Here is a 17826-nt window from a genome sequence, read left to right on the forward strand (position 1 = left end):
ATTTAAGAATTTCCGTTTGCGCGTCCTTGTTATGTTAAGGACAAAAACAAAACACCCAATCATCAAATAATGATTGAGTGCATTATGGTCGTTACCAACAACAGTTGACAGAGAACCCCTTTTTATTAGAGTAAAAACTTGATTACTCACCATGTTTTAATCTATAATCTATTCAATGTTAACCACAAACAATGGGGGATCTCGGATGTTAGACAATCTTTTGAACGTCATTAAAACAGAAGGCGTCAGTGAACAACTTTATCATGGCTTGGTAGGGGTTGAAGTAGAAGAAAATCGAGTTGATAAGAAGGGGCAGTTGAGTCGTGAACCGCACCCGCAAATGCTGGGGTCACGGTCATTTCACCCTTATCTACAGACGGATTATGCGGAAACACAGGCGGAGTTAATTACGGATCCCAATCCCAATATTGGGGGCGTTTTGGACCAGTTAGATACGCTGCAAACGGTGCTGTACCGTTCTTTACAGGGAGAGGATCGCATTTGGCCGTTGAGCATGCCGCCACGGGTCACCGCTTCGGACGTCGATTATATCAAAGCTCACTTTAATCGGCCAGCCTATGCTGATTACCGTGACTACCTGACTAAAAAATATGGCGTTTGCCCAAAAATCATGACCGGGGTGCATTTAAATTACAGTATTCCAGATCCCGTGATCAATCGGCTGTATGCCCACTATGAAAACGAATTTAGTCGGGTCACCGATTTTCGAAACGCGCTGTACTTCAGAATGGCGCAAAATCTGGTACTAAATCGTTGGCTCATTACTTACCTGTTTGGGGCGTCACCGGTTGCTGAAAAGGGCTTCTTTGATACCGTACCTGAGGGCCTTTCACATCCAGTGAGAAGTATCCGCAACAGCCATTTTGGTTATGCTAACCTACCAGACGATGGCGTTGATGCAACGATCTATCAGTCGCTGCCGCATTTTATTGATCGCTTAAGCGACCTAATCGCAACTAAGAAATTATACAGTCGAGCCGAATTCTATGGTCCCGTTCGGCTGCGGGGTGCTGACAGACTTAACGAGCTGTCAACAAAGGGTGTTCGCTACCTTGAATTTCGTTGTTTAGACCTGATGCCGTTTCGCTCAAATGGGATCAGCCGTCATGCGCTTTACTTGATGAAACTCTTGTTCATTTACGCGTTAGTCACACCAGTGGATGACGAGCAGATCGTTGCCAAGCTGGAACAAGCGGAGCAGGATAATGAACGAGTAGCGCTGGAAGATCCCATGCAAGCAACCTTTAAAGCAGCTGACGGACAACGCTTTTTTAAGCGGTTACATGAGCTGGCAGTTGAACTTAAAGCCCACAGTGAGTTGATCAACGCAATTGACGATTTTGCTGAGGTGATCACTCATCCGGAATTAACACCAGCGGCCAAGCTAGTGAGTCATTTGGATGATCAAAACAGTCTCATGACCTTTGGCGTTCAGCAGGCAACAGCCTGGAAAGCGCAGCGTGTTGGTACTGAAGATCTGTTGCCCAGAATGCCACGATTATCAGCTAACGCGCAGGAATTAATCTTTCGGGCCGTACAGTTAGGCATTAGATACTATGCCGTGCGTGACGAGCATGGTGCGATTATGCTGATGTTGACGTTTAATTCAATTACCCAAGTGATCGAAGCTGATCGGGTTTCTGATGAACCGGCAACGGAGTATCTCAAACGGATGTTCCCAGATCTGCCGTTACCGGATGTGAATAGTGATCGGGCAATTTAAAAAGTGATTATAATCAAGTATTTTACAAAGAAAGGGTGAAGCGACCTTGATAATGGGCCGCTTCACCCTTTTTAGTTACTAATTTACTCTTCAATTTTACGCAGAACGTGGCAGGGATTACCCACTGCAACCACGTGGTCGGGGATGTCCTTAGTGACCACGCTGCCAGCGCCAATGACGGTGCCTTCACCGATGGTCACACCGGGCAGGATAATCACGCCACCGCCGATCCAGCAGCCGTGTTTGATATGAACTGGTAACGAACGGGTTCTCACAAAGTGCTGTTCGGGATGAGCAGCCCACTGGTCGTTTAACCGATCTGAGAGGGGCACTGGATGCGTCCCGGTATAGATTTGAACGTTGGGGGCCACCATAGTTTCCCCATCAATGCGAATTTCGGCAGAATCCATCAGTGAGCAATTCATGTTGATGGAAATCTTATCGCCCAAATGAATGTTCCGAGCGAAATCACAGAGAAACGGGGTACCCACGGTCACGTTTTTGCCGATGCTACCCAGCGACTGTTCCAAAAGCGTCCGCCGCTTATCAGCCTGATCGTAAGGCGTTTGGTTGTAAACCATTAAGAAGTGGTTGGCTTCGTCCTTATACCGTTTAAAAATTGGGTCATGAGCATCATATAATTCACCATTTTGCTGTTTTTCAAGTTCAGTTGTCATCTTATCATCACATCTACCAATCATTGTTTAATATTGATTAACCGCTTCCATTTTAGCACTGGTCATTACGACCAACAACTTGAGACAAATGCAGCAAACAAAAAAGTCCTCTCAAGGGGGACTCTTCAGGTAAATCGTTATTTAGCTCGTTTGCGTTGATGATAGTAATAAACTGGGACGCCGATACCCGTTAGAACCAGTCCAGTAACGGCTAGACCAGTCTGGGTCAAGATGGTGATGATCAAGATAAACAGGCCACCGAGAATCGCAATGATTGGAATCACGGGATAGCCTGGCACCCGGTATGGCCGAAGTAATTTTGGTTCTCGTTTGCGTAGAATAAACAATGCGATGAACAGCAAAACGTTGAAGATCCACATCACAAAGACCAGCATATCAGTTAAGGTATCGAAGGATCCCATGAACATCATGATCACAGCAATGCCAAACTCAGCTAAGCCAGCATAGTAAGGCACGTAAGTCTTACGGGAGATCTTGCGTAATTGCTTGCTGAACGGCAATGAATTTTCACTGGCCATCGCAAAGGGTACCCGCATTCCAGTCAGCGTATAGCCGTTGATGGCGCCGTACACGGAGATTAAGATGCCAACGGTAACCAGCTTACCGCCAATGGGACCAAAAATCATTTCAGCAGTTTCAGATGCGGTATTAAGGTTACCGGCAATGTGGTCAACTGGCAGACTCTTAAGAAACACAAAGTTGATAATGGCATAGATCACGGTGATAAAGACTAACCCTAGCACAATGGCGCGCGGGAGGTCTTTTTCAGGGTGTTTCATTTCGCCGGCAATATTACCGATACTGATCCAGCCATCATAAGCAAACATCGTGGCTAACAACCCGCTGCTAAACGCGGTCCAGAAATTTAAATGGGGACCAGCAGTCACTGGTAACAATGAGACTGAAACCTGAGCTTTTGAGAACAGGCCAAATACCACGATAATAAAGATCGGAATCAGTTTAAAGATGAGCGTAATTGATTGTAAGGCACCGCCGACTCGCGCACCCAAGAAGTTGATCAGGGTGATACTTAAGCCACAGGCGATGGCAATCGGAATGTGCCAAATTAATGGCAGGTGAAACAGGTTTAAGACCTGGGTAGAAAAGATGATGGACAACGCGGCAATGTTAGCCGGGTAATAAACCAGGATCAAGGCCCAGCCCATTAAGAAGCCCGGCAATTTACCATAGGTGTATTCAATGTATTTAATTGCGCCACCGGTTTGCGGAATCGCTGCAGCAAGTTCTGCTACGGTTAAGCCAGCACAAATGGTGAGCAGGCCACCTAAAATCCAGGCAGCTAAGGTCATGCTGGCCGAGCCAGTCACTTCAACGACACTGGCAACTTTGAAGAAGACACCTGCGCCAATAACGGTTCCCATCACGGTTGACAGGGCGGTAAACAAACCGATTTCACGTTTTAATTTTGGTTCACTCAAGATAACTTCCGTCCTTCCGAATTCAGTAGCAATCAATTATAGCAAAGAAAAACCCCGGTGACAACGCACCGGGGAAGGGTTTTACATTAGAAGTTTATGATAATTATTAATTAATGGAACAAGGCGTTCAGAATCATAACCATGCAGATCCCGACGACTGAAATGACGGTTTCAAGCACGGTCCAAATTGAGAGTGTTTGTTTCACGGTCAAATCAAAGTATTCTCTAAACATCCAGAACCCAGCATCGTTAACGTGTGAAGCGGCTAATGAACCAGCACCAATGGCAAGTACCATCAGGGCAGGATCAACACCGGCAGCGGCCATTAATGGGGCAACGATACCAGCGGCAGTTAAAGCGGCCACGGTAGCAGAACCTAATGCGATCCGCAGAACAACGGCAACTAACCAGCCGAGAATCAGTGGACTGATGCTTGAGTTGGCGAACATCTTAGCGACTTCTTTACCAACACCACCATCGATCAGCACTTGCTTGAAGGCACCGCCACCACCAATAACTAACAGCAGCATGGCAATGGACTTAACGGCGTTTTCAACGGTTTCCATGATATCTTTAGTTGCACGGCCACGGGCCCAGCCCATTGACCACATTGCAAAGAGCAACGAAATCAGCATGGCAATCGCAGGATCACCAATGAAGGCAACAATTTGGTCAAGCATCGTTGGGTTCTTAGTTGGCGTTGTACCACCATCAACGGTCATTTTATAAATGGTCGTAATGGCCATTAAGATAACTGGGAATAGTGAGGTTAAAGTAGAAAGACCGAAGCTAGGTTCGTCTTCAGGGGCCATTTCCTTAACTTCACCAAGAGAGCTTAAGTTACCCTTTTGCTTGAAAGCAGATGGGGCAAACTTTTCGGCTAACTTAGTGAATAAGGGACCAGCAATGTAGGCGGCTGGAACGGCGACGACAATACCAAAGAGCAAGACTTTACCATCACTAGCGCCCAAGGCTGCCGCAATGGCAGTTGGTGCTGGGTGAGGTGGTAAGAATCCGTGGGTAACTGATAAGGCAGCTGCCATTGGAATCCCAAGGTAAAGAATTGGCACTTCAGCTTCAACGGCAATGGCAAAGACGATAGGAACTAACAGAACCATCCCAACTTCGAAGAATAGCGCGATACCAATAATGAATGAGGCAAGCATAATGGCTAATTGAAGTCGTTTGCGACCGAATTTATCAATTAAAGTTGTGGCAATTTTGTGAGCACCACCGGAATCGGCAACTAACCGACCCAGCATGGCACCAAAACCAAAGACCAGTGACAATTCACCTAATTGACTACCAATACCAGTTTCGATACTGGTAGCAATTTTGGTGAGCGGCATGCCAAGTAAAATGGCAGTTAAAACAGAAGTTAAAATCAGAGATACGAAAGTGTTCATCTTGAATTGGATGATCAAGACTAACAGGAATAGGATCCCGATAACTAACGCTAGTATTTCCATAGTTAGAAAACCCTTTCAAAAGATGGCAACGGAAAAGCCACCAAGTGGCCTTTCACAGTGACGGACAATAATAACCCTTTTTAGTTTTAAAAGATGATACCCATAATGAATTAAAGATCTTTGTCGGCTGCTTTCTTTTTAGCATCCTGACTACGTTGAAAGTCGGCAATCGCTTTATATTCGGTTTGTAACTGACGGCTTAAACGAATGTAGATCGGTACTAATGCACGGTAGGCTTCGTAGGTTTCAGGATTTGGATGGTGGACGTTAGTGACACCAACGAACTTCTTAACTTCGCTCAGGTCATCAATCAGGCCCAGACTGTACATTCCGAGAACAGCGGCACCCAAAGCAGTTCCTTCAACACTTTCTGGAATGGTGACATCCTGTTCAAAAATGTCAGCTAACATTTGACGCCAAAGTGCTGAACGGGCAAAACCACCAGTCGCTTGGATGCTGACAGGCTTGCCAACAACTTCTTCCAAGGCAATCAATACGGTGTAGAGGTTGTAGACGATGCCTTCCAGCGCCGCCCGAACCATGTGAGCACGGGTATGCTTACGAGTTAAACCAAAGAAGGAACCACGGGCATTAGCATCCCAGATTGGGGCCCGTTCGCCACCTAAGAATGGGTGGAAGATCAGACCATCTGATCCAGCAGGAATCTTAGAAGCAATTTCAGTTAAGAGATCATAACTGTCGATCTTCATTTGTTCCGCCGTAATCTTTTCTGGGGCGAATAATTGATCACGAACCCAGCGGAAGACGATTCCACCGTTGTTAACTGGTCCGCCGACGACCCATTTACCAGGAGCTAGGTAGTAACAAAATACCCGGCCTTTAGGATCAATCTTCGGCTTATCAGTAACGACACGAACGGCACCAGAAGTCCCGATAGTAACGGCTACAACGCCAGGATCAATGGCGTTAACACCCAGGTTGGCTAGGGGACCGTCTGAAGCACCCATCACAAATGGTGTGTCAGGGTCAATCCCAATCACGCGGGCATAATCTTCATTCATACCAGAAACAGTATCAGTGGTATCCACTAATTCTGGTAACTTGTCGCGGGTCACACCGGCTAACTCAAGGGCTTGATCATCCCAGTCCATCTTGAAGATGTTAAACATCCCGGTGGCATTAGCAATGGAATAATCTTCCTTCAAGACACCAAATAGTTTATAGATCACGTATTCCTTGATACCAACAAACCAACGCGCCTTGTCAAAGAGATCTTTGTGTTCATTACGCAGCCAAATTAATTTGGTAAACGGCGTCATTGGGTGAATTGGGGTACCGGTTTTCTCGTAAATTTGTTTACCGACACCGTTTTCACGTAATTGGTCAGCGTACTTAACGGCCCGGTTATCAGCCCAGGTAATGGCCCGGGTCATTGGCTTATGGTTCTCATCCAGTAGAATCAAACTGTGCATGGCTGCTGAGAATGAGACACCCTTCAGCTCGCCCTTGCTTAAGTTTGCCTTGCGTAAAACAGTGGTTAAGCCATCAACGATTGCGGAGAAAATCTCATCAGGATCTTCCTCAGCCATATCAGGAACATCCTGGTAAAGGGGATACAAATTGTTGGAATAACCCTGTACTTTACCAACGTTGTCGAACAGAACCGTTTTGACACTGGTCGTTCCGATATCGACACCAATCATATAGTCCATTTTTCTATGACTCCCTTTCTTTAAATCGAACCCGTATTGTGAGTGTAAAGGAAATTTAAAACGGTTTCAAGAATTCACATTTCATAAAGAAACTTTCTTTATTGACCTGTCCATTATATGAAAAAAGGTTTCACAATTCAAGGGGATATAAGAAAATTATTTACAAATTGGCAAACAATGACTAGAATACTCGGTATAGAACTTATGATATGCCCCATACCCGTTATAAATGCGACATGTTAAAATGAATAAGCGTGTTATTAAATCTAAGTTTAGATGTTATATTGTATAAACAACGTTACAGTAGGGAAAACATGTAAAGTCAGCGATTCTCAGCGTAGGAGGCAGTGAATTTGACACAATCAGCAATCAGCAGCATCAGGTCTTACTATCCCAATTTAAGCAAATTACATCAAAAAATTGCGGATTATATTTTTGCTCAGCCTCAAATGGTGAGTGAACTCACCATTAACGAGCTGGCTGAGAGAGTTGGTGTTTCCACCGCCTCAATCTCACGGTTTGCTAAGGCTGTCGGTTATTCTAATTTTCGTGAATTCAGTCTGGATCTGGCAAATGTCAGTTCGGACGTTAATCGCAGCAGCATGTTCAAAAAGGTGAAACCTGATGATACGCCCAAAGAGATGGCTCAAAAGACTTTTCAAGCGATGATCGATGCGTTGATCTCAACGCAGTCACTGCTGCATAATGATGAGCTGGAAGAAATTTCAAACTATATATTAAAGTGCAATCAACTGGCCTTCTTCGGACTGGGGGGCTCATCTGTCGCAGCGCTAGATGGCTACCATAAATTTTTAAGAACGTCGATCAACAGTGAATACTACCCCGATTTTGATGTGCAGTTAATGCAGGCGGCTAAAATGGATGAAAACGACTGTGCGATCATGATCTCTCATTCTGGCGAAAACCAGCAAACTTTGACCGTTTTAAAACAGCTGCATAACAACCACGTACCGGTGATTGCCATTACCAGCTACGGGCGGTCTTCGCTGGCACAGCGGGCTGATATGGTGCTGCTGTCGCTGGCGGATCAAATGTCAACAACTTCTGACAGTATGTATACCTTAATTGCCCAACTAGCCATAATCGACAGTTTATTTACCATTGTGGCTGTTAAACTGTCAAATAAGACTGAAGCGGTCATGGACCGGGTCAAGGAAGCCATCGACCGTACCAGAACTTAAGAATCGGTAGCGGCTTTCGGTGGTTAACAAAAAGCGTGGTAAAATAGTCTGAAAAGGGACAAGGGATGAGCAGGTGTGAAACGACAGCGAATTGAACCCATTTATACCAACACGTATAAAAAATTGCGCAACCGTTCACGACGATTACGCTTTTTTTCCATTCTGTTGATTTTAATTGTAATCATCGGGGGCTGGCTGGGCTATCAGCACTACCGTAACCGGCAGCTTAGCAATTACGCCGTACGCGGTGTGTCGCTGACGCAGGCCAATGGATTTGTTGATTTTCAGCAGCTGCAGCATCAAGGCTATCAGTTCGCTTATTTACGGGCGACTTCCGGTGCAACCTATACGGATGACCAGTTTCAAAGCAACTATGACCGCGCGCAGGGCAGCAATCTGGAGCTGGGGGTCTATCACGTTTACAGCTACACAACTTCTCCACGGGCTCAGTTGCAAAACTTTACCCAGGAGGTTAGCCACCGGGTAGGTCAATTACCCATTGCCGTCCAAGTTGGAACGTATGGCAATTACGATGCGCGGTACTTAACGCGGCGATCAGCGCAAAATAAACTGCAGCGGTTTATTTCACTGTTGCAGCAACGCTATGATAAACGAATTATTATCTGGTGTACCCCAACGGTTTGGCGGGCGCTGAACCAGTCTGAACTGGTGAGGTATAATTGCTGGCTGCAAACGTCAAGGGTGACTGATCAAGATGATAAGGTCGTCTTTATTGAATATAACGAAACTGCAACGGTGAAGTTAAACGGTCAGTCTCAAACGGTTGGTGCGTCCGTCTTCAATGGCTCACAGCGACAGTGGCATTCGTGGGTCACAAATTAAATAAAAATTCAAAAAAATACAGCCTGATTATCATCGGTTCGTCATGGACGGGTGATGATCAGACTGTATTTTAAGTTGGTTTATTCATACTTGAAACGATATAGTAAATCACATTATCGGCTTCATCAAACAATTTAACCGGCACATTATGATCAGCTGTGATCGTGATATGGTAGCCATAATGGTCTAACAACACTAGGGTATCGTCACTTAATGATACAACCTTGCAGGGAATCGTCCGGTGATCGATACTAATGGTCAAATCGGGACCAATCACCAGTGAGTGGAGCCGGGTTGTTTCAGAGTGGCGCAACTTCCACGACCCAATAAAAATCATTGGGGAAGAGTCGGAAGTACCGGTATCATGTTGAGTTAAACGCTGAGAAGACCGCATAAAGTGCTGGAATAGTGTCCGGCCTGAATGAATAAAGTCCTTTGCCTTCATAATGTGGTCCCCCTCGCTCGTACTTTGAACTAATTTTAACATGTTTATAAACTAATTCCCCGTTCTTTAACTTAATTTTAAAAATAATATCGACTTCTAATTGTCAGTGGTTATCATTTGAGTTTGGAACTGCTATGATGGAGTTAAAAGCAGAAAGAGGGGCGTTTTTGATGATAAACTTTGGCATTATCGGGACCAACTGGGTCACTCAGAAATTCGTGGAGGCTGCCCAAACTTCTGGGCTGTACCAGTTAACCGGAGTCTATTCGAGACACCAGAATACTGCAACTGAATTTAGTCAGAAAAACGGTGGCGCACAGACCTATACCAACCTTGATGATTTCTTTACCCAGGGGGACTTCAGTACGGTCTACATTGCTTCACCGAATAGTTTGCATTTTGAACAGGCGCAACAAGCGCTTCAAGCCGGTAAAAATATCATTGTTGAAAAGCCAGCTTTTGAAAATCAGGCGCAGATGGAACGCATCCAAGAACTGTTGAAGCAGCATCCCAAACTGCGTTATTTTGAAGCGGCGAGAAATATTCATACACCAAACTTCCATGCGATTGAACAGCAGCTAAAAAAGATGCCAGTAGTACAGGGTGCCAGTTTAACGTATATGAAGTACAGCTCCAGGTACGATCAAGTACTAGCAGGTAAGGAACCCAACGTGTTTTCCTTAAAGTTTGCGGGCGGGGCCTTGCAGGATCTGGGTGTTTATCCGTTATATGATGCCGTGACGTTGTTTGGCATGCCAAATGAGTTCAATTACTTCCCAGAATTTATTCAGACTGGTGTTGATGGTAAAGGGGTCGCAATTCTGCAGTACGGGGAATTTAACGTTACCCTGAACTTTGGTAAGACGACTAATTCGTATATGGCTTCAGAAATTTATGGGTTAAAAGACACCATTGAAATCGATGATGCGGGTGAACTTGGTGAAGTGGCTTACTTGGATGAAACGGGTAAGAAAACGCTGCTCAGCAAACCAGTGACTGACAATCCGATGCTGCCAGAAGTGCGTGATTTTGCACGGGTCTTAAACGATCCCGCTAAGCCGCAGAACCAAGCTGATTACAGCTACTGGCTGAACCTCAGTGTCCAAGTCAACAAAATGCTGTTTAATCTGCGGCAGTCTGGTAAAATTGTCTTTTACGATGAACGCGATAACTAATAAGAAATGAGGGGGTCTGAATATGATTCCACAATTTAAAGATCGATTCGAAAAATTAGGCTTTGATGAATTATCACCCATTCAGTCAGCGGTTTATGAACCGCTTAAAAATGGCGACAGCGTGCTTGGTCTTGCACCAACCGGTTCTGGAAAGACCTTGGGGTTTGTAGTACCAGTATTGGAACGGTTAGCACCAGGACAAGGGATTCAAGCGGTGATCATTGCACCATCACAGGAGTTAGCGATGCAGTTGACCCACGTAACACGCAGTTTTGCGACGTTAGTTGACCTTAAAGTGGTTTCCATCACTGGTGGAGCTAACGTTAAACGCCAACTGGAACAGTTGAAAAAACACCCAGAAATCGTGATCGGCACACCGGGCAGAATTTTGAATTTGATCGAAGACCGCAAGCTTAAGACCCACGATGTCCAAACGGTGATCGTGGATGAAGCTGACGATTTGCTTGAGGGTGAAACCTTTGATACGGTGCGCACCATCTTGCAAGACGTTCCCTCTGAGGTTCAAATGGGGTTCTTCTCAGCAACTGAAACGCCGATCCTATCAGAACTGAAGAAGTGGTTTGGCACACCGGTTACCCGGGTAGATGTCCGTGATATTGACCACACACAAGGGGTCGTTCGGCACGGCCTGTTACAGGTTTCTAATTTGAAAAAAGCGGGCATGCTAGGAAAACTAACCTCAGTGAAACAGTTTAAAGCCTTAGTCTTCTTCAACCATGTGGGTTCACTGCAGCAAACTAAGAGCTGGCTGACACACCATCACGTGCCAGTCGCAACGCTTTCCGCTAATCAGCGACAGACGGAACGGCAAAAAGCCCTAACTGATTTTCGCTTAGGACGGGTTAAATTACTGCTGTCAACGGATGTGGCAGCTCGTGGACTGGATATCGCCAAGTTACCAGCGGTCGTTAACTTTGATTTGCCGGACACCGCGATCATCTATACCCACCGGGTCGGCCGGACAGGTCGGATGGGTGAGCCAGGACAAGTGGTGAACTTCGGTGACGACCATGATTTAAGAGATTTGAAACGACTTTTAAAAGAGACGCAATATGACTTAGTTCCCGTCTATTATCAGGATCATCAATTGGGGACTACTTATAAACGGCGTCCGGAACAGGAACAATCATTTGATGATGATCAAAGCACGACGGCAGAGGCGAAGGTGGCAGGCGAAGTTCAAACTGATCCAACGGCCATGCAACCAGCTAGTCGCAAGCCAAGAGTTAAAGCTTCTCTGCCAGAACCAATCAAGAAAAAGAAGGGTCACAATAAGCATTCTAAGCGTAAAGGTATGCGGCATAAACGCGAAGAAGAACGTGAAGAGTCAAATTAACAAGTAATGGCTATTGAATGTTCTCCCAGATAATAAAAACAACTAGCATGGTTTTCAGTACGCAAACGGACTGAAAGCCATGCTAGTTTTAGTAATGATATAAAAACGGTGCTCCTAGATCAAACATCCAGAAACACCGCTGAAGTAATCTCAATGACCCCACCCGGACTCGAACCGGGATCAGCCGCTTAGGAGGCGGGTGCCCTATCCAGTTGTGCTATGGGGCCAAAAAAGCACACTGCATATTTTCTCATGGATTGGGGTTGTTGTAAAGGTTAGTTAAGCCTTAATTGTTAGTGGGTTCAGCGATGACTAAAACGTTAGTCAAGGCGTTACGGACAACGGCTGCCGTAGTCGACCCAACCAGTAGCCGGTCAATGGCGTCAGTTCCTGATTTACCCATCACGATGAGGTCAACATCATGGCTTTCAGGATATTCCACGGCAATTACCTGTTTGGGGCTGCCATGGAGGACTTCAGTTTTAGCTGTCACGCCGGCGTCCGTCGCAATTTTTTTACCTTCATCTAAAATGGCCGTGGCGTGTTCGTCAAGCTCTTTATAGTAGCCCCCAGTATTAGCAATACCGGTTCCCGTAACCTCGTAAATCAATCGTTTATCATCAGCAACGTTAACTAAGGTCAATTCAGCATTGAACTGGTTAACCAGTTTCAGCGCTTCGGACAGTGCCAGTTTGGAATTATGACTGCCATCAAGCGGTACAACAATGTGCTTATACATACTATCAGCTCTTTTCGAATTATTAATGGCTCACCTACATTGTGAAACTTTTTGAAAATGGTTTCAAGACTTTTATCTCATCAACTCTGAAACCTTTCTCATCAAAATCAGGACAGTCATATCAGCGGTCATTTCAGCTTAAAATAACCGCTGATATGAACGATGCACAGAGCCAAACAGCTTTCTCAGTTTCGTGATTTATGATATAGTCTTTTTGACAGAAAATGAGGGATATAATTTGGATAAATTAGACTTTTATAAACATCATATTGAAAATTCACTGATCGATATCATGAATACCCGGGCTCAGGATAATAATTTTGAACGCCAATGGTTGCAGCTGCATATTCCGAATCGGGACCTGCAGTACGCTATTTCTCAGTTATCGACGTTAAGCTTAAAATTATTACAGCAAGTGGTGGCCTTAGCGCCAGTTACAGAAGATCAGCTGGTGGAAGCCATGGACCTCAGCTTTGGGGTGATCGCTAAAAGTATGAATAAACTTTCCCGGCTAGGCTTTGTCACTAAATCGGCACCGGAACAGCGAAAGGCAATTTATCAGCCAACCAAGGTTGGAACTAAGGTAGTTGCCGTTCAAAACCAGCTGACTGAATTGCTGGATAAGCAGCATGCAGAATTGGTCGATCGCTATACACCCGATCAACTGAGCTTAATTGCGGCGTTCTTGCAAGATTTGCAGCATGCGCATTAATAACAAATAGAGGCCGTGACATAAGTCTATGTTGGTAAGTATCCTAATAGACTTCTTAATTGAAAATAGTAACAAATGGCCATTTGTTCAATACTTCGATATAGCCTAATAGTGCGCCAAAACTCATTTGTTTTATCTATTGATAACAGATTGAAGTGTAACTCATTTTTTAAAGATGATCCACTTGGAGAAGAAGTAGTTAAGGACTACGACCACGACATTATCAATAATTTTCACAATTAACGGATTGCCATTAAGTAATGAAATGCCGACAAACATGATCAATTGATCGACTGCTAACGATAAGACGCGGAAGAAAAAGAAGGTCAGCGTTTCCCATAAAAAGGTGCGCCAGGCCATTGACTTGGAATTAAACACCCAGAGTTTATTGGTGATGAAGGCGAAGATCACGGAGGCTAACCACGCTAAAACATTAGCGAGTTGGTAATTCATGTGCAGGTTAAGCCAGCCAAAAACACCGATGTTGATCAGGGTCGTTAAACCGCCGAAGAACAAGTAGCTGATAACCGGCTTGTATTGTTTAAATAATTTCCATAGGGTATGCATATTAGGTACCTGATTCTACTTTTTTTCTTGAACAATGTATTTTGGCCGGTGTTTAGTTTCGAGGTAAATTTTACCAATGTATTCCCCTAAGATGCCCAGGCTGAATAGCTGAATACCGCCTAAGAAGAGGATAATGGAAACTAATGATGGCCAGCCGGCAACGGCACCGCCAATCGTGAGCGCGCGTACGATCACAAAAATAAAGCCGATAACCGCCAGTACGCAGGAGATACCGCCGACCCAAGTCGCAATTTTTAACGGGGCGTCTGAAAAATCAATAATGCCATCAATGGCATAGTTGACCAACTGCATGAATGACCAGTGAGAAGTGCCGGCAGCTCGCGGCTGACTTTCGTATTTGAGATAAGTTGTTTTATAACCGACCCAGGCAAAGATGCCCTTTGAAAAGCGGTTGTATTCAGGCAACGAGGTAATGGTATCCACCATTTCACGCGTCATTAACCGGTAATCACGGGCGTTTGGCTCGATGCGAACCTGTGAGATGGCGTCAATGACGTTGTAAAACTTGGTCGATAGGAAAGCCCGAATCCGTCCTTGACCGCGGCGTTCCTTTTGAATGGTGCCGACACAGTCGTAGCCGTCGTTTTCAATTAAATCAATCATTTTAGGGAGTAATTCCGGTGGATCTTGCAAATCGACGTCCATGACAGCGACCAGATCACCGGTTGAGGCGTCTAGTCCGCAGGCAAGGGCTGATTCCTTCCCAAAATTACGGGAAAACGATAGATAATGAACGGTTTTTGGGTGCTGTTTTTGTAAGTCTTTTAGGATCGGCAATGTTTTATCGCTGGAGCCATCGTTGACAAATAAATATTCTGGCTGATAGCGTTCGGTTGGTTTGTTAATTGAAGCAAACACCTTAGCTACGGCATCATAAAAAATAGTGATCGATTGTTCCTCGTTGTAGCAAGGTACGATCAGGCTGACGGTACGCATAGATATCCAACCTTCCCTTCTTATGCTTAAGTTCTATATTAAGACAAACATTATTGATAACAAAGTTAAAATTAATTAAGTTTTATTAATGCCCGATTTCAAAAGTGAAAAAACCGTCAGAATTGTATCTCTAAAACAAGGGTTCTGGTACAATTATAAGCGTTGATTCAATTCAAAAATAAACACGACTGAAACGTAAATTTATAACCTGGGAGTTTTTAAAATGACGAAACCAATTAAAGTAATGACCGTTTTTGGTACCCGGCCAGAAGCCATTAAAATGGCACCAATTGTATTACGGATGCAACAGGAACCCAATCATTTTACACCAATTACGGTGGTCACGGCTCAGCACCGCGAAATGTTAGACCAAGTTTTACACATTTTTAAAATTAAACCGGATTATGATCTGAACATTATGAAGCCCAACCAGACGTTGGCGCAGATCACTAGTCGAGTTTTGATTCATTTGGATAACGTCATCGATGAAGTTAAACCCGATATTATTCTGGTTCATGGCGATACGACCACGACCTTTGCTGCCAGTGTCAGTGCCTTTTACCACCAGGTACCGCTGGGCCACGTTGAAGCGGGGCTGAGGACTTGGGACAAGTACTCACCTTATCCAGAAGAAATGAACCGTCAGCTGACGGATATTTTAAGTGACTACTACTTTGCACCAACCGCTTTAAGTCGCGAAAATCTGCTGAAGCAAAATCACCCGGACGACCGGATCTTTATCACCGGCAACACGGCAATTGATGCGCTGGCACAAACCGTTGATGAGAACTATCATCACGCGGTACTGGACCAGATTGATGACCAGCACCGGATCATTTTACTGACCATGCACCGCCGGGAAAATCAGGGGGCACCCATGAAACGGGTTTTTCAAGCGATTCGCAAGGTGATTGCTGCTCACCCAGATGTCGAGCTTGTTTATCCGGTACATTTAAGCCCAGCCGTGCAAAAAATGGCCCAGGCTGAATTGAGCGGCGCTGAGCGGATTCACTTAATTGAACCGCTGGACGTCGTTGATTTCCACAATTTAGCAGCTCGCAGCTACCTGATTATGACGGATTCCGGTGGGGTGCAGGAAGAAGCGCCGTCACTTGGAAAACCGGTTTTAGTGTTACGAGATGAAACCGAGCGGCCAGAAGGGGTCAAAGCCGGGACGCTAAAATTAGTGGGAACTGATCCAAAGGTGGTCACTCAAGCAATGGAAACGCTGCTGACAGACCAGGCTGCTTATCGACAGATGGCTGATGCCAAGAACCCGTATGGCGATGGTCATGCAGCGGAACGGATCTTAAAAATTATCGAAGACCACCAACAACAATTATGAGGCTGAACTATGGAAACGGGATTTAAGGGTTTTGTCAAGCAGCTGATCCACCGTTTTGCCAACGCCAACGTTAACGATTCGGCAGCGGTACTGTCGTACTATATGCTATTATCGATTTTTCCCATTATGCTGATTGCTGGGAACTTGATTGCCTTTTTGCACTTTAACACCAATAGTGTGCTGAGTTACGTGGAACCAGTGCTGCCAGAACCGGTCTTTCAAACGTTAGCCCCAATTATTCGCTCGTTTCTAGAGCAGGGGAGTACCGGAACTCTGTCGTTAGGCATTATCGTGACGATCTGGTCTGCAGGACGGGCTGTCTCGGCTTTTCAGCGCAGTATTAATTTAGCGTATGGGATCGAACAGCCGAATGCTATTTTTAGCCGCTTCTTTTCGTTTATTTTGATTCTGTTAGCGATTGTTTCAATTATGATCATTGCGGTGCTTTTTAGTTTGAGTGAATGGCTGGGGCGGTATCTTAAGCCCTGGTTTAACCTTTCAAACCAGCTGACGGATTTTATTGGCAGCTTACGGTGGCCAATTTCATTTTTAGTTATTTTACTGCTCAGTACACTGTTGTACCGGGTGGTGCCATCCGCCAAGGTGAAGTTACGTTACGTTTGGATCGGGGCACTAATGACCACGGTTGGCTGGCTGCTACTGGCGCAGGGCTTTTCACTTTATATTCGTTATTTTGCCCATAATATCACTGGGTATCAAACGATTGGGACGTTTATTATTTTGCTGATCTGGATGAACCTTTCCGGGGTCATTTTGCTGGCAGGCGGGGTGATCAACGCGACGATTCAAGAGTGGCGTCAGGGTGAAATTGAAGAGTTGGATATCATGCAAAATCTCGTGGATCAAGCTAGGGTCAGCCATCATAAACGGCAAACAAAAAGAAGGTCAGCTTCCCATAAAAAAAGGAAGCGGCCTTCTAATAAAAAACAGAAAAAGTAATTATTTTGCTTGTTTAACGAGCTTTTCAGCAAAGGCATCTAGTGTCTTGATGTCGTCATCTTCAGGTTCCAGATTGATCTTGACGTTATCAGCACCCTGGGCTGCACCAGCATCTTTAAGTGCTTTGCCAAAGGCATCCACAGCGACACAGAAATCATCGCCATAGAAAGTGTCGCCAGAACCAGCCACGCCATAAACCTTACCGGAGAGATCTACATCCTGGAGGTCATCGTAGAAGTCCATACCTTCTTCAGGCAGTTGGCCTTCGTCGTAGGTATATGGACAGATCACGGCAATGTCCGTCTTTTCAAGTGAATCGGCATCCGTTTGAGAGATTTCTGACTCCGTGACGTCAACGCCTAACTGTTCTAATTTTTCAGTAATAATATCGGCAATATCTTCGTTATTCCCGGTGATGGTTGCAAACACAACGTGTGCAGTTGCCATTAAAGTCGCCCCTATTCTTAAGTATTAATCATCTTTAGTATATCAAACTAGCAA

17 protein-coding genes and 1 tRNA gene are annotated in these 17826 nt (G+C 45.1%); 8 read left to right on the forward strand and 10 right to left on the reverse strand.

The window, feature by feature from the left end; all coding sequences use genetic code 11:
* Nucleotides 1-205 precede the first annotated feature (205 nt).
* Nucleotides 206-1744, forward strand: coding sequence for a gamma-glutamylcysteine synthetase (locus CES79_RS10925; protein ID WP_089137205.1), 1539 nt, complete (start codon nt 206-208; stop codon nt 1742-1744).
* An 83-nt stretch (nt 1745-1827) separates the two neighbouring features.
* Here CES79_RS10925 and CES79_RS10930 read toward each other — a convergent pair whose 3' ends face one another.
* The 4 genes from CES79_RS10930 to gntK all read right to left on the reverse strand — a co-directional run bounded on the left by CES79_RS10930 (nt 1828) and on the right by gntK (nt 7023).
* Nucleotides 1828-2421: a sugar O-acetyltransferase gene (locus CES79_RS10930; RefSeq protein ID WP_089137251.1), complete on the reverse strand. Its 594-nt coding sequence runs from the start codon at nt 2419-2421 to the stop codon at nt 1828-1830.
* A gap of 137 nt (nt 2422-2558) precedes the next feature.
* Complete coding sequence (locus CES79_RS10935; RefSeq protein ID WP_089137206.1) at nt 2559-3881, reverse strand: APC family permease; 1323 nt, start codon at nt 3879-3881, stop codon at nt 2559-2561.
* A 110-nt stretch (nt 3882-3991) separates the two neighbouring features.
* Nucleotides 3992-5350: a gluconate:H+ symporter gene (locus CES79_RS10940; protein ID WP_089137207.1), complete on the reverse strand. Its 1359-nt coding sequence runs from the start codon at nt 5348-5350 to the stop codon at nt 3992-3994.
* 110 nt (nt 5351-5460) lie between these two features.
* Nucleotides 5461-7023, reverse strand: a complete 1563-nt coding sequence (gntK, locus tag CES79_RS10945) for a gluconokinase (protein WP_089137208.1) — start codon at nt 7021-7023, stop codon at nt 5461-5463.
* A gap of 353 nt (nt 7024-7376) precedes the next feature.
* On the opposite strand from gntK, the gene CES79_RS10950 reads away from it, so the two are divergent.
* Nucleotides 7377-8225, forward strand: coding sequence for a MurR/RpiR family transcriptional regulator (locus CES79_RS10950; RefSeq protein ID WP_225362415.1), 849 nt, complete (start codon nt 7377-7379; stop codon nt 8223-8225).
* A gap of 75 nt (nt 8226-8300) precedes the next feature.
* Nucleotides 8301-9068, forward strand: coding sequence for a GH25 family lysozyme (locus CES79_RS10955; RefSeq protein ID WP_089137209.1), 768 nt, complete (start codon nt 8301-8303; stop codon nt 9066-9068).
* Nucleotides 9069-9138: 70 nt separating this feature from the next.
* Here the strand turns inward: CES79_RS10955 and CES79_RS10960 are convergent, their stop codons facing one another.
* Nucleotides 9139-9513, reverse strand: coding sequence for a DUF4828 domain-containing protein (locus CES79_RS10960; RefSeq protein WP_054655995.1), 375 nt, complete (start codon nt 9511-9513; stop codon nt 9139-9141).
* Between the two features lie 170 nt (nt 9514-9683).
* On the opposite strand from CES79_RS10960, the gene CES79_RS10965 reads away from it, so the two are divergent.
* Entirely contained in the window at nt 9684-10688 is a 1005-nt protein-coding gene (locus tag CES79_RS10965; protein WP_089137211.1) for a Gfo/Idh/MocA family protein, read from the forward strand.
* Nucleotides 10689-10710: 22 nt separating this feature from the next.
* Complete coding sequence (locus CES79_RS10970) at nt 10711-12045, forward strand: DEAD/DEAH box helicase (protein ID WP_089137212.1); 1335 nt, start codon at nt 10711-10713, stop codon at nt 12043-12045.
* Nucleotides 12046-12199: 154 nt separating this feature from the next.
* On the opposite strand, the gene CES79_RS10975 is transcribed toward CES79_RS10970, so the two are convergent.
* Nucleotides 12200-12272, reverse strand: a tRNA-Arg gene (locus CES79_RS10975).
* A gap of 59 nt (nt 12273-12331) precedes the next feature.
* Complete coding sequence (locus tag CES79_RS10980) at nt 12332-12784, reverse strand: universal stress protein (protein ID WP_089137213.1); 453 nt, start codon at nt 12782-12784, stop codon at nt 12332-12334.
* A 238-nt stretch (nt 12785-13022) separates the two neighbouring features.
* Between CES79_RS10980 and CES79_RS10985 the strand changes: the two genes are divergently transcribed.
* Nucleotides 13023-13496 carry a hypothetical protein gene (locus CES79_RS10985; protein WP_089137214.1) on the forward strand — a complete coding sequence of 158 codons (474 nt, stop codon included), beginning with the start codon at nt 13023-13025 and terminating at the stop codon, nt 13494-13496.
* 162 nt (nt 13497-13658) lie between these two features.
* Here CES79_RS10985 and CES79_RS10990 read toward each other — a convergent pair whose 3' ends face one another.
* Nucleotides 13659-14063, reverse strand: a complete 405-nt coding sequence (locus CES79_RS10990) for a GtrA family protein (RefSeq protein WP_054655991.1) — start codon at nt 14061-14063, stop codon at nt 13659-13661.
* A gap of 15 nt (nt 14064-14078) precedes the next feature.
* Nucleotides 14079-15020 (reverse strand): glycosyltransferase family 2 protein, encoded by a 942-nt coding sequence (locus CES79_RS10995; RefSeq protein ID WP_089137215.1) that lies wholly within the window; start codon nt 15018-15020, stop codon nt 14079-14081.
* Nucleotides 15021-15243: 223 nt separating this feature from the next.
* Here CES79_RS10995 and wecB point away from each other — a divergent pair, with 223 nt between their 5' ends.
* Both wecB and CES79_RS11005 read left to right on the forward strand, forming a co-directional pair.
* Nucleotides 15244-16365: a non-hydrolyzing UDP-N-acetylglucosamine 2-epimerase gene (gene wecB, locus CES79_RS11000; protein WP_089137216.1), complete on the forward strand. Its 1122-nt coding sequence runs from the start codon at nt 15244-15246 to the stop codon at nt 16363-16365.
* A gap of 9 nt (nt 16366-16374) precedes the next feature.
* Complete coding sequence (locus CES79_RS11005) at nt 16375-17325, forward strand: YihY/virulence factor BrkB family protein (RefSeq protein ID WP_089137217.1); 951 nt, start codon at nt 16375-16377, stop codon at nt 17323-17325.
* On the opposite strand, the gene CES79_RS11010 is transcribed toward CES79_RS11005, so the two are convergent.
* Nucleotides 17326-17772 carry a flavodoxin gene (locus CES79_RS11010; protein WP_054655985.1) on the reverse strand — a complete coding sequence of 149 codons (447 nt, stop codon included), beginning with the start codon at nt 17770-17772 and terminating at the stop codon, nt 17326-17328.
* Nucleotides 17773-17826 lie beyond the last annotated feature (54 nt).

It is taken from the genome of Secundilactobacillus silagei JCM 19001 (assembly GCF_002217945.1).
Classification (GTDB): domain Bacteria; phylum Bacillota; class Bacilli; order Lactobacillales; family Lactobacillaceae; genus Secundilactobacillus; species Secundilactobacillus silagei.

Coding starts and splice junctions, on each gene's coding strand:
- CES79_RS10925 (WP_089137205.1), top strand. CDS start 206: ATGTTAGACAATCTTTTGAACGTCATTAAAACAGAAGGCGTCAGTGAA.
- CES79_RS10930 (WP_089137251.1), bottom strand. CDS start 2,421: ATGACAACTGAACTTGAAAAACAGCAAAATGGTGAATTATATGATGCT.
- CES79_RS10940 (WP_089137207.1), bottom strand. CDS start 5,350: ATGGAAATACTAGCGTTAGTTATCGGGATCCTATTCCTGTTAGTCTTG.
- gntK (WP_089137208.1), bottom strand. CDS start 7,023: ATGGACTATATGATTGGTGTCGATATCGGAACGACCAGTGTCAAAACG.
- CES79_RS10960 (WP_054655995.1), bottom strand. CDS start 9,513: ATGAAGGCAAAGGACTTTATTCATTCAGGCCGGACACTATTCCAGCAC.
- CES79_RS10965 (WP_089137211.1), top strand. CDS start 9,684: ATGATAAACTTTGGCATTATCGGGACCAACTGGGTCACTCAGAAATTC.
- CES79_RS10970 (WP_089137212.1), top strand. CDS start 10,711: ATGATTCCACAATTTAAAGATCGATTCGAAAAATTAGGCTTTGATGAA.
- CES79_RS10980 (WP_089137213.1), bottom strand. CDS start 12,784: ATGTATAAGCACATTGTTGTACCGCTTGATGGCAGTCATAATTCCAAA.
- CES79_RS10990 (WP_054655991.1), bottom strand. CDS start 14,063: ATGCATACCCTATGGAAATTATTTAAACAATACAAGCCGGTTATCAGC.
- CES79_RS10995 (WP_089137215.1), bottom strand. CDS start 15,020: ATGCGTACCGTCAGCCTGATCGTACCTTGCTACAACGAGGAACAATCG.
- wecB (WP_089137216.1), top strand. CDS start 15,244: ATGACGAAACCAATTAAAGTAATGACCGTTTTTGGTACCCGGCCAGAA.
- CES79_RS11005 (WP_089137217.1), top strand. CDS start 16,375: ATGGAAACGGGATTTAAGGGTTTTGTCAAGCAGCTGATCCACCGTTTT.
- CES79_RS11010 (WP_054655985.1), bottom strand. CDS start 17,772: ATGGCAACTGCACACGTTGTGTTTGCAACCATCACCGGGAATAACGAA.